Genomic DNA, 12898 nt, shown 5'->3' with positions numbered 1-12898 from the left:
AACATGGCGCAGCGACGCTGTCAGGGTCGAGTTTGCCAACTGAGCCTGACGAGGAGCTGCAACGCTGTGCTGCGGCCAATTCAGCACCCGCCCGGAGGGTTGAAGTGCAGGGCTCGCAATAGTGCGTTGCGCTCCTTGTGCAGGGCGATTTTGCCAACCGAGACCCTGCACTGTGTCGCACGCCCGCTTTTGGCAAGCTCGTGGCAAGCACTGCACTTCAACGCAATCCGCCGGGTGAGTATGAACACGCCCTAAGAACTCTGCCCACACGATGCGGTCACAGCGCCAGCGGGCGGCTGCAAGCGCTTGCTAAACCCGGGCTTCGCCCAGCATCATCTGCCTTGAGGGCGCAGCAGTGCCCCGGCATACCAAGATTCGCACCCCACCCCAAGGAGAAGCCACATGAGTCGTTTGACCGCCAAGGATTTCCCCCCTGAAGTGCTGAAACTGTTTGATCAATATGTGCATGGCGGCTTGTCGCGTCGTGGCTTTCTGGAGTCCGCCGGCAAATACTCGGTTGGCAGCATGACCGCCGCCGGCTTTCTGGCCGCGCTGAGCCCGCGCTTTGCCGAAGCACAGCAGATCAAGCCTGATGACAAGCGTCTGAAAACCAGCTGGGTCGAGCTGCCCTCGCCGCAAGGCAATGGCAAGCTGCGCGGCTACCTCGTACAACCGGCCAATGCCACGGGCAAACTGCCGGTGGTGCTGGTGATTCACGAAAATCGCGGCCTCAACCCGCACATCGAAGACATCACGCGCCGCATCGCGCTGGATAACTTCATCGCCTTCGCGCCGGACGCCCTCTTCCCGCTTGGCGGCTATCCCGGCACGGAAGAAGCAGCCGTGGCCCTGTTCGGCAAGCTCGACCAAACCAAGACGCGTGAAGATTTCGTCGCCGCTGCAAACTGGCTGGCCAAGCTGCCCGAGGGCAACGGCAAGCTGGGTGCCGTCGGCTTCTGCTACGGCGGTGGCATGGTCAACTTCCTCGCCACGCGCCTGCCTGATCTGGCCGCTGGCGTGCCGTTCTACGGCGGTCAGCCGGCGACGGAAGATGTGCCGAAGATCAAGGCGCCGCTGCTCTTGCACTATGCCGGCAACGACCAGCGCATCAATGCGGGCTGGCCCAAGTACGAGGCGGCGCTGAAGGAAGCCGGCGTCAAGTTTGAAGGCTATATCTATCCGGGCGTCGAGCACGGCTTCAACAACGACACCACGCCGCGCTACGACGAGGCCTCGGCCAAGCTGGCCTGGCAACGCACGATCAGCTTCTTCAACGCGCATCTGCGCGGCTAAGCCTCCGCCACAGGACCGGCCCGCGCCGGTCCTCTCCCTTCCCCGCTCAGCGGATCTCCAGCTCGTACCACAAGGCCCGATACTGCGGCCCGGTGTCGAGCTGTGCTTGCGCATCGCCACTCACTGGCAGCGCCTGGCGCCGATTGCCGCGCTCATCGAGCGCCCAGGCTTGCACGCGTGATGCCGCAACAGGTAGGCTGATGCGCGCATGGATGCCTTCGACGCGCACCGGCCCGCGGCCAAAATTGCGCCCCAGGCTGCTGTGCTTTGCATCGAGCCAGCGCTGATCGGTGTTTTCTTCGCGACCCAGCGCGGTGATCAGCACGCGTCCTTTTTCGCTGAAGCGCTGCCCTTCGATCAGCGTCGCCATCAGCACGCCGCTGCCGGTAGCAGACTGCAAAAGTTGCATGCTGACGCCACCCAACTTGAAGGGCTGCGCCAGCGCTGCGCCGATCAGGCCCTTGCTGCGTGGCGTATCGATGCTGACCGTCGCTTTCTGCTCGACGCCCCACAGCAGCTCGCCGGTGTCGCTGCGCACCGGCAGCGGAAGATCGGCGCCGGGCGCAGCCGCGATGGACACTTGCGACTGCAGGCTGGCATTGCGCGGCGCGCCCCACATATCGGCTGAGGGCATCTTGTAGTTACGCCGCAGCGCTTCAATCAAACGGCTCTGGCTGGGCATCACGGCGGCGTGCAGGGGCGCTCTGGCGACATCGCCTCGGCGGAACAATGCTGCCGCGCTGATCAGGCTGCTGATCTTCACAGGATCGGCGTGCGTGTCGAAGAAATTGATGATGCGCCCGGGATTCCAGTCGCCATCATGCGCGCCATAGCTGTAGACGAAGAAGCCGTCCCAGTCCTGCAGTGCGGCATAGGCCGCAAGCAGCGGAAAGGCCTCGGCGCTGAATTCGTTGGGCGCCGGATGGTTGTACTCGGTGACCACGAAGGGCTTGCCCGGCACGCGCCGCAATGCCAGCTCGGCCAGGGTGCCACCACCATCGATGCCGGCCATCGCCGTATTGCCGATGCGCCAGTTGTCGATATCCCAAGGTTTGCCAGGGAAATTCGGGTGCTGCCAGTAGGCATGGCCATCGACCACATCAAGCTGCGCCTGGATCGGCGCCGGGCTGTAGCTGACCTGGGTACCGATGATCAGTGACTTGGCGCCCAGATCCTGCTTGAGGAAGTCCTGCATGCCGCGCCAGTAAGCGACTTCGGTATCCCACAGGAACTGCAGCCAGTCCTGTTGTCCGGGCAAAGTGCGGCTGAGGAAATTGCTCGTCGTCGGGATGGCGATGCTGCCCTGCGCCAGCGATTCGCCCGGCATGAGCCCCAGACTGCCGCCGGGCTTGAGGCTGGCACTGGCGAGCGACACGCTGCCCAGGCTGGCGCCGAGATCGCCGAGGGTCAGGCGCGCATCGGCCTCGTCAGCCGTCGGTGCAAAGCTGAAGCGGTAGTCGCGCCATTCGGTGCCGACGGCCAGCTCGCTTTCCCACAGATGGGCCCATGGCGCATGTGCCTGCATCGCCTGCAAACGCAGGCGCAAGGGTCGGTCAGCCTTCAGTCGCAAGCTCAGCGTGTAGGGCTCACCAGCCTTGAACTGCAGCTTGTTCTGATGCCATTGCACATGCCAGCGATCCGCATCAATGGCCGTGATCTTGAGCTCGGCGCTACCATCGGCTTGCGTGCTGTAGCTGGCCTTGGCGCCGCCGACGACCTGCAGGTTCCAGCCGGATTCGCCACTGCCTACGCCAAAGCGTGCCCCCAGCATCTCCGCACCCAGCGCTACCTCACGCGCACCCCAGGCCTTGGCCAGCGCCGCATCGCCGGCATAGCGCTGACCAAGCCAGTGCGTCCATTGCGCTTGCAGCGCGCCACGATAGGGCTCGCTGATCTCATCGAGCGAACCGCTGCGCCATTCGCGCAGCAAGCCGTTTTCATTGTTGATCTCGATGAAGGCCACCGCCGGCTCTTCGGCATAGCGCTTGCCCGTGTAGGCATTGACGTGATTGAGCAGATCGCGGGCGTAATCCTTTTGCTGCGCAATCATCGGCGCGAAGAAATTATCGACGCCCTTCCAGTACTTCGGCGCCCGCTCGCCCCAGCTCGCAAAGCCCGGATACATGCGCCCGACGTGCAGATTGAGGTCGCTGTAAATACCCTGCCGTTTGAGGGCGGCGATGAAGTAATCAAGCTTTTCCAGCTGCGCCGGGTCCAGCGTGCGCATGTCTTTTTGCAGCAGGCCACGCGGAGTGGGCGTCGAGTCCATGTGGTGGAAGCGCACGATGTTCACGCCGATGCGCGCCAGACGAGCCGCCACGCCCTCCGCGTCCTGATGACTCGGGAAGCAGCTGCCGAAGACGATGTTCACACCGATCAGACGCAATCGCTTGTCGCCCGCCCAGAGGTGTCCGTCGCGTGCGCTGACAAAGCCCTCGCGCCCCGCCGGCTTGTCGTTCCAGTCACTCAGATTGCTGAGATTGGCCGCCGTGTCGTTCCAGGGCATGGCGTAGGGGAACAAGCCGTCTTCCGCCCGACAAGTCATCGACAGCATGATCGCAAAGATACAAAGCAGGCGGCGCATGGCGGATCCTCCGCTGGACAGATGGGCCATTCTAAGGCTTTGAAGCTTCGGTGGCACCTGCATCAGACACGCGGTGCGCGGTGCTTTGCTTACCCGAAAGTACGCTTCACGCAAACATGCCATTTTCATTATCCTGCAGTAACCGGAAGCTCATTGCAGGAGCGTGCCATGAACAGAAGACACTTCATCGCCAGCCAGCTTGCCCTCGGCCTGTGGGCCATGCACGCACGGATCGCGCGTGCAGCCAGCGCGCCGGACATCCCCCTCGCCAACAACTACCGCCAGGAAATCGACCCGGCGGCCTACTGGGTCAGCGAGAAGCTCGACGGCGTACGCGGCCTGTGGGACGGCAAAACGCTGAGGTTTCGCAGCGGCAATATCGTCAGCGCGCCGGACTGGTTCCTCGCCGCGCTACCGCCGCTGCCACTTGATGGCGAGCTGTGGCTGGGACGACGCAGCTTCGAGCAGGTCTCGGCCCTGCTGCGCAAGGGCGATCCGGCCGACCCGGCCTGGCGCGAGCTTCGTTACATGATCTTCGAACTGCCCGACGCAGCCGGTGACTTCAGCACGCGCCTGGCGCAGATCCGGCAGATTGCAGCGCGCAGCGGGCAGGCCTGGCTGCAAGCGCATACGCAGTTCCGCGTGGCTGATCGCGCCGCGCTCGACGCGCGACTGCAGCAAGTCCTGCGCGAGGGCGGTGAAGGCCTCGTCCTGCATCGTGCCGACGCGCCTTATCTGGGCGGGCGCAGCGATGCCCTGCTCAAACTCAAACCCCAGCTCGATGCCGAAGCCCTGGTCGTCGCCCATCTGCCCGGCAAGGGGCGCAATGCCGGCCGCCTCGGTGCCTTGCTGGTCGAGACGCCTGAGGGACAACGCTTTCGGCTTGGCAGTGGCCTGTCCGATCGCGAACGCGACAATCCGCCAGCCATCGGTAGTCGCATCAGCTATCGCTACCGCGACCTCACTGCAAAGGGTTTGCCAAGGTTTGCCAGCTATCTGCGGCCGGCCGATTCCTTTTGACGCCTCTCCCCCGATCCGAACTTTGCATAGGCGCGGCGCAATTAGGCCTAAAGATTCATTTCCTCGTCGCCGATAAGCCTAAGACCCCCTGCAGCGGGTGGCGATGCGCCAGCACTTTAGCGCGCCTCACGCCGCAGGAATCTTGTTGCCGCCCAGCCCCCGCGGATTAGCCTGAACCAGGCTTGACCCCCTTCACTGCTCGCTTCGCGAGTAGCCAGGAGATCATATGTCCGCGTACCACGCTTGGCCGCCCCAGCACCATGAAAGACAGCACGGCACTGCGTCCCCAACGCATGCGCCGGTGCCGCGTGCTCGCACGCACAGCCCAGCCGCCGCTAGGCGCGCAAAACATTCTCCGCGCATGGATGCTTGGCCGCTGCACAGCGCCATCACGCCTCCTGAAGCGCCCACCCTGGCATCGACCAAGCCAGCAGTGTCTTTCCAATACATTCAGGAGTAATTCGTGGCCAAGACCATCATGATTGTTGACGACTCGCTCAGCATGCGCAGCACTATCGGCATCACCCTGCGCGGCGCAGGCTACGAGGTGATCGAAGCCTGCGACGGCAAGGACGCGCTGAGCAAACTGGACGGTAGAAAACTCCATCTGATCATCTCCGACGTGAATATGCCGAACATGGACGGCATCAGCTTTCTCAAGGCGCTCAAGCAGCTGGCAGCGTATCGCTTCACGCCGGTGATCATGCTCACCACCGAGAGCCAGGACAAAACCATCGCCGAAGGCAAGGCAGCAGGCGCACGCGCCTGGATTGTCAAACCCTTCCGCCCGGCCGCGCTGGTCGATGCCGTTGCCAAGCTGGTCATGGCTTGAACGCCGACGCGTAGAAAAGGAACGGCGCATGCGCAGCTTTCAAGTTGCCAGATGCCGGACATCCACAACTTCACGCGAGCGGCCACGACGATGTTGCGTGGCGAACTCACGTAACTGATTGACACAGGCAGTTCAGTACCTTCCGCCACCCACGCCAGCATCGCGTTCTCAATATTCGAAAAGGAAAAACCATGCTTTCAAATTTGAAGATTGGTACCCGGCTGATCGCCGGCTTTGTTCTGGTCGCCGCGATCAGCGTCATCGTCGGTCTGATCGGTATCTCCAACTCCAACAAGATAAACGACATGGCTGACGATATGTATGCCAATCAACTGATGGGACTCTCCTTGATCAAGGAGGTCAATCTCAATCTGTTCGACATCGGCCGAGCCCAAGCCAACTACGTGTTAGCAACAAATCAGGAGCAACGCGATGCGCAGCTCGGGCAAATTAAAAAGATCCAAGAAGCATTCAAAGAAAATATCGCTAAGGCCAGACCACTATTTGTAAGTCAGCGTGCCGCGCAAGTATTTAGCGCAATCGACACAACTTACAGCGATTACCTGAAAGAAATGGAACGCGCCATGAGTCTAGCTGCTCGCGCCAAGTTCGCCGAGCGCGACGAAGCGTTAAGCCAGTCTCTCAAGCAGCTGCATGAGAAGTCAAACATGCTGGACAAGCAGCTCGGTGAGCTGACTGAGCGTAAAGAGTCGAACGCAAAAAAGGCGTCCGAAGACACCACCGTGCTCTACGAGAGCAGCCGCACGCTGATGATCTCCACCATCATCGGCGGTGTGCTGCTGGGCATCGGAATGGGTCTGCTGATCAGCCGCAGCGTGACCAAGCCGCTGGGCAAAGCTGTGGAAACCGCCAATCGCCTGGCCAGCGGCGATCTGTCGGTGCAAATCGATCAGACCTCGCGCGACGAAACCGGCCAGCTGTTGGCCGCCATGCAGCACATGACGGACAAGCTCAAACAAGTGATCGAAGGTCAGCAGCGCGTGATCGAAGCGGCCAGCGCCGGCAACTTCGAACGCCGTGTCGAGGAACAGGGTTTGCGCGGCTTCCAGCTGGAGATGGCCAAGGGCCTCAACTCCCTGGTCGAGACGACCGGATCGAGCATCGATGATGTGGTGCGTGTCATGGGCTCGGTCTCCGCAGGCGACCTGAGCAAGCAGATCGACAAAAACTATGCCGGCGCCTTTGCCAGCATGAAGGAATACGTCAATACCACGGTCGGCAAGCTCAATCAGGTCATCGATGGGCAGAAGCGCGTGGTCGAAGCGGCCAACCGTGGCGACTTCAGCCAGCAGATCGATCCGCAAGGTCTGGCCGGCTTCCAGCTGGAGATGGCGCAAGGCATCAACAGCTTCGTCAAAACCACGGGTTCGAGCATCGACGATGTGGTACGCGTCATGGAGGCGATGTCCAACGGCGACCTCACGCACAGCATCGACAAGCAGTACGAAGGTGCCTTCGCCCGCATGAAGGAATACGTCAACAGCACGGTGAACAAGCTCGCCACCGTGGTGGTGGATGTGAACAACGGCGCCGAAGCACTCTCCAGCGCCTCCGAAGAAGTCAGTGCGACGGCGCAGGCGCTGTCGCAAGCGGCCAGCGAACAAGCCGCCGGCGTGGAGCAGACCAGCGCCTCGATTGAAGAAATGACGGCTTCGATCACGCAGAATACCGACAATGCCAAGGTCACCGACGGCATCGCCACCAAGGCGGCCTCGGAAGCCTTTGAAGGCGGCGAAGCAGTCAAGGCCACGGTGGCCGCGATGAAGCAGATCGCGCAGAAGATCGGCATCATCGACGACATCGCCTACCAGACCAATCTGCTGGCGCTCAACGCCGCCATCGAGGCTGCGCGTGCCGGCGAACACGGCAAGGGCTTCGCAGTGGTGGCCGCCGAAGTGCGCAAGCTTGCCGAACGTAGCCAGATTGCCGCGCAGGAAATCGGCACCACTGCAAGCAGCAGCGTCGAGCTGGCTGAACGTGCAGGCAATCTGCTCGGTCAGATGGTGCCCAACATCAAGCGCACCTCGGACCTGGTGCAGGAAATCACCGCCGCCTCCGAAGAACAATCCTCCGGCGTCAGCCAGATCAATTCGGCCATCATCCAGCTGAGCCAGACCACTCAGCAAAACGCCTCCAGCTCCGAAGAACTGGCTGCCACGGCCGAGGAGATGAGCGGTCAGGCTGAGCAACTGCAACAGACCATGTCCTTCTTCCGCGTAGCCAGCTCACAGGAGCGCAAGCAGCGTCAGAACGCGCCGCAACGCGCCTCCGCCACCGTGCGCATCGCGAGCAATAGCAATCTGGCGCGCAGCTTCTTCAGCGCGGGGCAGAGCACGGCACCTGACGAGAAGGACTTTGCCAAATTCTGATCACTGCACTCAGCGCTCGCCCGCTTTGAGGCTCACGCCGCAGCTGCGCCGTTCCACTGGAACATCGCGGCTGCGGTCAGACCACAGGATTTTTGCAAAGAGATGAGGAATCCCCTATGAACAGTACACAGACAGCCATCAAGTCCGGCAACGCGCCGGCGAGCAGCGTCGCTTTGGCCAGCGCCGCAACGCATAGCGCGCAAGGCCAGTACCTGACTTTCATGCTCGGCAACGAGACCTTGGCCATCGGCATTCTGGCGATCAAGGAAATCATCGAGTACAACCAGCTCACCGTGGTGCCGATGATGCCCAGCACGGTGCGCGGCGTGATCAATCTGCGCGGCGCCGTGGTGCCGGTGATGGACCTCTCGGCGCGCTTCGGCAAGCCCTCGACGCCGATCAACAAGCGCACCTGCATCATCATTGTCGAAACCCACGGCGGCCCCGAGCAACAGGTGTTCGGCGTGCTGGTCGATGCCGTCAATGAGGTGCTCGACATCGCCGCCAGCGATATCGAACCGCCGCCCTCCTTCGGTTCGCGCATCCACGGCGACTTCATCCTGGGCATGGGCAAGGTCGCCGGCCGCTTCGTGACCCTGCTCAATGTTGACCGCGTGCTCTCGCTCGACGAGCTGGAGCCGGTCACAGCAGAGCACGGCGAACAAGCCCTGTCACTGAGCGCATAGCCAAGCTGACAGCGGGCCGCCGTGCGCGCCTGGCGCGGCGCGCGGCGGCTCGATCAGCCTTGAGTCCACAGCAGTGCAAGGCAAGCGCGGCCAAACCGGTATAATTGCAGATTGATTTCATTTTGCCGGATCGCCATGGAAGCCGAACGCCTCAACGCCATCAGTAATGCCATCAGTGACTTGCGCGAACGCGCCGAGTCGCTGCGGAGGTATCTTTGACTACGACAACAAGGCCGAAAAGCTCGTCGAAGTCAGCAAACAGCTCGAAGACCCGAAAATCTGGGACAACGCCGAGAACGCGCAGGCCCTGAGCCGCGAGAAGAAGGCGCTGGAAGATGTCGTCCTCAATCTCGAATCCATCGATAGCGGCTTGAAGGACTGCGACGAGCTGTTCGAGCTCGCGCGCGCCGAAGACGACGAGGACACCGTGGAATCGGTCGAAGCCGATGTCGCCGAGATCCAGGCCAAGGTCGGCCAGCTCGAATTCCGCCGCATGTTCAACAATCCGATGGACCCGAGCCCGGCCTTCATCGAAATCCAGTCGGGTGCCGGTGGTACCGAGGCGCAGGACTGGGCGCAGATGCTCGAACGCATGTACCTGCGCTACTGCGAAAAGAAGGGTTTTACCGTCGAGCTGATGGAAGAGTCCGAAGGCGATGTGGCCGGCATCAAGAGCGCCACCATCAAGATCACCGGCGACCACGCTTACGGCTATCTGCGTACCGAAACCGGCGTGCACCGCCTGGTGCGCAAGTCGCCGTTCGACTCCAATGCGCGCCGCCACACGAGCTTCGTGTCGGTATTCGTGTTCCCCGAAGTCGATGACTCGATCGAGATCGAAATCAATCCCTCCGACGTGCGTACCGACACCTACCGCGCGTCCGGCGCCGGCGGTCAGCACATCAACAAGACCGATTCGGCCGTGCGTCTGACCCACGTGCCGACCGGCATCGTCGTGCAGTGCCAGAACGACCGCTCGCAACACCGCAACCGAGATGAGGCCTGGAAGATGCTGCGTGCGCGCATCTACGAAGCCGAGCTGCGCAAGCGTCAGGCCGAGCAGCAAAAGCTTGAAGACGCCAAGAGCGACATCGGCTGGGGCCACCAGATCCGCAGCTATGTGCTCGACCAGGGCCGTATCAAGGATCTGCGCACCAACTTTGAAAGCGGCAACACGCAAGCCGTGCTCGATGGCGATCTGGATGACTTCATCCAGGCCAGTCTCAAGCAAGGCGTCTAAAGCACGATGCTGCACGGCGCTGCGCAAGACCTCCATCTGCACGAATTCCTGACCCCCGGCGTCGAGCCTGACGACGTACCGGCGCTGTGGTCGCTGGTGCGTGCGCGTTCGCTGGTGGATACCTTCATCGCCCTGTTCCGTGGTGGCGAGGAAGAAGTATTCATCCGCCTGCACGTGCTGCGCGAGATCGGCGCCCGCGCCGACCACCCGCGCTGGCTGCCCGAAGAGCTGCGCCGCCACTTCAGCTACATCGAGACCATCAAGCTCGAAACGGTGCTCAAGCGCTTGCGCGAAAACGGGCTGATGGTCTTTGGTGAAGACAACACGTATCAGCTCTCCGACGCCGGCCGCAACGCCGTCGCAGCAGTGTCTGCGCTGCTGCGCTTTGGCGAGTCGGAAGACGCCGAACTGGGCTTCCTTACGACTCAGCTGGCCGGCATGCAGGCCACCGGCACGATCACGCCGGAGATGCTGCAGCACCTGCTGGCCAAGCTCAATGCGCTGACCGCTTCGTTTGAAGACGCCATCGCCTCGGGTTCGGAATTCCGCATCCTCGATGCGCGCTCGCGCCTCTCCGGCAATATGCGCTGGCTGGAAAAAGGCACGCAGATCCTGCGCGGCCTGCTCGCCGACAATGAAGACGAAGTTACGCCGGATGTGGCCCGCGTGGCGCATTCCATCGGCCTCGCGCAAAGCCGCCTGGCCCGCGTCGACGCGGCCTTCCAGCGCGCGCTCAACAAGATCGAATCGCAGCGCGTGACCCTCGGCGCGTCCGGCGTGTCGTCCAGCGATGCCGCTGCCTGGCTGCGCGGGCTCGATACGCATCGCATCGCCGCGCTCGCCGATGGCGCACTCGGCGCCGGCCCGCGCACGCAGTTTGTTGCGGGCGGCCATGAACTGCTCGACCGCGCCGAATCGGTGCTCTCCGAAGAAGTGCGCCAACGCGAGGCGGACACCAGCTTGCCGCCCGCCGAAGCCGCGCCCATCGATCAGGCCGGCGAGTCGGAAGACCTCAGCCTGCTGGTACGCCTGACCGAGAAGCTGGCCGACATCCCGCAAGCCACACCGGCCCACAAGCTGGTGCTCGGCGGCAATTTCGGCCTCGCCAGCTATCGTTTGTCACTGCTGTCGCTGCTCGGCAACGAAGAAGCCCAGGCCGAAGGCCCGGTCGCCGACCTCACCCAGCTGCCCTACGACCTGATGCTCGAAAGTCATCTCATCGAAGTGATGGAAGACGAGGTCTCGCATATCTCGGCGGGCGAGGTGGTGCGACGTGTTTGATTTCGACGCGAAGGGCGCGAAGAAAAGCCAAGGTACGCAAAGTAAATACTTGCGCGCTGGCCGAGCCCTTTTGCCTTTTTGTCGTTCCGCAAGCCCACTTGCACACAACACCTTCGTGAACCTTCGCTTTTCTTCGCGTCCTTCGCGTCAAAAAACAACTCCATGAACAACGACATCACCTCCCTCACCGCCCGCCTGCTCGCTCACCGCTGGCTGCCGCGCAATGATGCGCAAGTGCGCCGCGCGCTGGTCGATGAGGCTTTCCGTCATGAGATCGAAGCGCGCCTGGCGGGCGTCGGCCTGGAATTGCTCGACAATCCCTTTGCCGAGCATGTCGCCGTCGGCCTGAAGATCGATGTGCACGAAGCCGTCTTCGGCGGGCGCGACTACCAAGCCAGCACGATGGGCCTGACGCGTGACGAGATCGCGCTGCTGATCGTCATCTGGGCGCTGATCATCCTGCCCAAGCGCGAACGCCAGCTCGGTCGCCGCACCCGCGAGGACGACGGCCAGAACGATATGTTCGGCCAGGAAAAACCCATCGTGCACGGTGAAGAAGTCTCCGGCGCGGTCTCCGAAGCCTCCCTGCTCGCCGACTTCGGCACCCAGCTCGGCGGCCGCACCAAGATCCGCAACTTCGCGCTCGGCAAGCTGGCACGCCTGGGCTTCATCGAACGCCGTGGCGGCTACATCGTCGAAGGCCCCTTGCTCGACGTGCTGCTCGACTACCGCGTGCTCGCCGACCGCATCATCAACGGCACCCTCGCCGATGTGCTGGCCGCCGCCGGCCGCGCGCTGCCCAGCCAGATCGACCTGGACGAAGACGTGCTCGACGAGATCGACGACGCCGAGCTTGAAGCGCGGCGCTGATCCGGCTTTACTTCACACAGCCAGATAACTAAATTAGCTAGGTTAGCCAACAGGAGACCGCCATGCTTTCGCTCAATATGCACGAGGCCAAATCGCAGCTCTCGAAGATGGTCGATCAAGCATTGGCAGGTGAAGAAGTGATCATCGCCAAGGCCGGCGTACCTGCTGTGAGGTTGGTTCCAGTTGTTCAAGCGGCACGTGCGCCACGTGTGCCAGGCGCGCTGCGGGGACAAATCTGGATGGCCGACGACTTTGACGCGCCGCTTCCCGAAGACGTGCAGAAATACTTTGAAGGCCGGGGTGACGATTGAGTCGCTACCTGCTCGACACCAATGCCTTGCTGTGGTGGTTGGCCGACTCGCCGAGACTCGGCCAACAGGCACGCCAGGTCCTCAGCATTGAACACAATGAGATTTTCGTCAGTGCCGCTGCACTCTGGGAAATCGAAATAAAGCGCTCCTCGGGCAAGCTGCATGCGCCGCTGGCCCCGCAAATACTGAAAGAGCTGTCCGCCTATGAGTTTCATCCCCTCCCCATCAGCTTCGATCACGCCATAGCCGCAGGGCAACTACCGCCTCATCACCTCGATCCGTTTGACCGCGTGATGATTGCCCAGACACTGATCGAAGGCCTGATCCTGATCAGCTCGGACCAGCACATTCCACACTACAACGTGCCGCATCTAGCGGCAGATCGCTAAGA

Annotated in this window: 11 protein-coding genes; 10 read left to right on the top strand and 1 reads right to left on the bottom strand. The window is 62.2% G+C overall.

What is annotated here, in order from left to right; translation table 11 throughout:
• Positions 1-402 precede the first annotated feature (402 nt).
• Complete coding sequence (locus ABDB84_RS12365) at positions 403-1293, top strand: dienelactone hydrolase family protein (protein WP_345920046.1); 891 nt, start codon at positions 403-405, stop codon at positions 1291-1293.
• Between the two features lie 46 nt (positions 1294-1339).
• Here the strand turns inward: ABDB84_RS12365 and ABDB84_RS12360 are convergent, their stop codons facing one another.
• Entirely contained in the window at positions 1340-3877 is a 2538-nt protein-coding gene (locus ABDB84_RS12360; protein ID WP_345920045.1) for a carbohydrate binding domain-containing protein, read from the bottom strand.
• A gap of 168 nt (positions 3878-4045) precedes the next feature.
• Here ABDB84_RS12360 and ABDB84_RS12355 point away from each other — a divergent pair, with 168 nt between their 5' ends.
• The 9 genes from ABDB84_RS12355 (at position 4046) to ABDB84_RS12315 (ending at position 12896) form a co-directional block, all read left to right on the top strand.
• Positions 4046-4897, top strand: a complete 852-nt coding sequence (locus ABDB84_RS12355; RefSeq protein ID WP_345920044.1) for a DNA ligase — start codon at positions 4046-4048, stop codon at positions 4895-4897.
• Positions 4898-5360: 463 nt separating this feature from the next.
• Complete coding sequence (locus ABDB84_RS12350) at positions 5361-5729, top strand: response regulator (protein WP_345920043.1); 369 nt, start codon at positions 5361-5363, stop codon at positions 5727-5729.
• 191 nt (positions 5730-5920) lie between these two features.
• Positions 5921-8119, top strand: a complete 2199-nt coding sequence (locus ABDB84_RS12345; RefSeq protein WP_345920042.1) for a HAMP domain-containing methyl-accepting chemotaxis protein — start codon at positions 5921-5923, stop codon at positions 8117-8119.
• Between the two features lie 116 nt (positions 8120-8235).
• Positions 8236-8805: a chemotaxis protein CheW gene (locus tag ABDB84_RS12340; protein ID WP_345920041.1), complete on the top strand. Its 570-nt coding sequence runs from the start codon at positions 8236-8238 to the stop codon at positions 8803-8805.
• Positions 8806-8940: 135 nt separating this feature from the next.
• Positions 8941-10045, top strand: a protein-coding gene (gene prfB / locus ABDB84_RS12335; protein ID WP_345920040.1) for a peptide chain release factor 2 whose coding sequence is annotated in 2 segments (ribosomal slippage) — positions 8941-9021 and positions 9023-10045 — 1104 coding nt in all. Because the reading frame shifts where the segments join, the coding sequence is not laid out codon by codon here.
• 6 nt (positions 10046-10051) lie between these two features.
• The gene (locus ABDB84_RS12330) at positions 10052-11326 is read left to right on the top strand and encodes a hypothetical protein (protein ID WP_345920039.1); all 1275 of its coding nucleotides are present in this window, start codon (positions 10052-10054) and stop codon (positions 11324-11326) included.
• Positions 11327-11488: 162 nt separating this feature from the next.
• Positions 11489-12196, top strand: coding sequence for a hypothetical protein (locus ABDB84_RS12325; protein WP_345920038.1), 708 nt, complete (start codon positions 11489-11491; stop codon positions 12194-12196).
• 62 nt (positions 12197-12258) lie between these two features.
• A complete protein-coding gene (locus ABDB84_RS12320; RefSeq protein WP_345920037.1) occupies positions 12259-12507 on the top strand; it encodes a type II toxin-antitoxin system Phd/YefM family antitoxin in 249 nt (82 codons plus the stop codon).
• Positions 12504-12896, top strand: coding sequence for a type II toxin-antitoxin system VapC family toxin (locus tag ABDB84_RS12315; RefSeq protein WP_345920036.1), 393 nt, complete (start codon positions 12504-12506; stop codon positions 12894-12896). The genes ABDB84_RS12320 and ABDB84_RS12315 overlap by 4 nt, the downstream gene beginning before the upstream one ends.
• The last annotated feature ends 2 nt before the right edge of the window (positions 12897-12898 follow it).

It is taken from the genome of Uliginosibacterium sediminicola (genome assembly GCF_039631295.1).
Classification (GTDB): Bacteria; Pseudomonadota; Gammaproteobacteria; order Burkholderiales; family Rhodocyclaceae; genus Viridibacterium; species Viridibacterium sediminicola.
This window is presented reverse-complemented; position numbering and strand designations above follow the sequence as displayed.

Bases quoted from the DNA above. Each gene is read 5' to 3' on its own strand.
- ABDB84_RS12365 (WP_345920046.1), top strand. From the start codon at position 403: ATGAGTCGTTTGACCGCCAAGGATTTCCCCCCTGAAGTGCTGAAACTG.
- ABDB84_RS12360 (WP_345920045.1), bottom strand. From the start codon at position 3,877: ATGCGCCGCCTGCTTTGTATCTTTGCGATCATGCTGTCGATGACTTGT.
- ABDB84_RS12355 (WP_345920044.1), top strand. From the start codon at position 4,046: ATGAACAGAAGACACTTCATCGCCAGCCAGCTTGCCCTCGGCCTGTGG.
- ABDB84_RS12345 (WP_345920042.1), top strand. From the start codon at position 5,921: ATGCTTTCAAATTTGAAGATTGGTACCCGGCTGATCGCCGGCTTTGTT.
- ABDB84_RS12340 (WP_345920041.1), top strand. From the start codon at position 8,236: ATGAACAGTACACAGACAGCCATCAAGTCCGGCAACGCGCCGGCGAGC.
- ABDB84_RS12330 (WP_345920039.1), top strand. From the start codon at position 10,052: ATGCTGCACGGCGCTGCGCAAGACCTCCATCTGCACGAATTCCTGACC.
- ABDB84_RS12325 (WP_345920038.1), top strand. From the start codon at position 11,489: ATGAACAACGACATCACCTCCCTCACCGCCCGCCTGCTCGCTCACCGC.
- ABDB84_RS12320 (WP_345920037.1), top strand. From the start codon at position 12,259: ATGCTTTCGCTCAATATGCACGAGGCCAAATCGCAGCTCTCGAAGATG.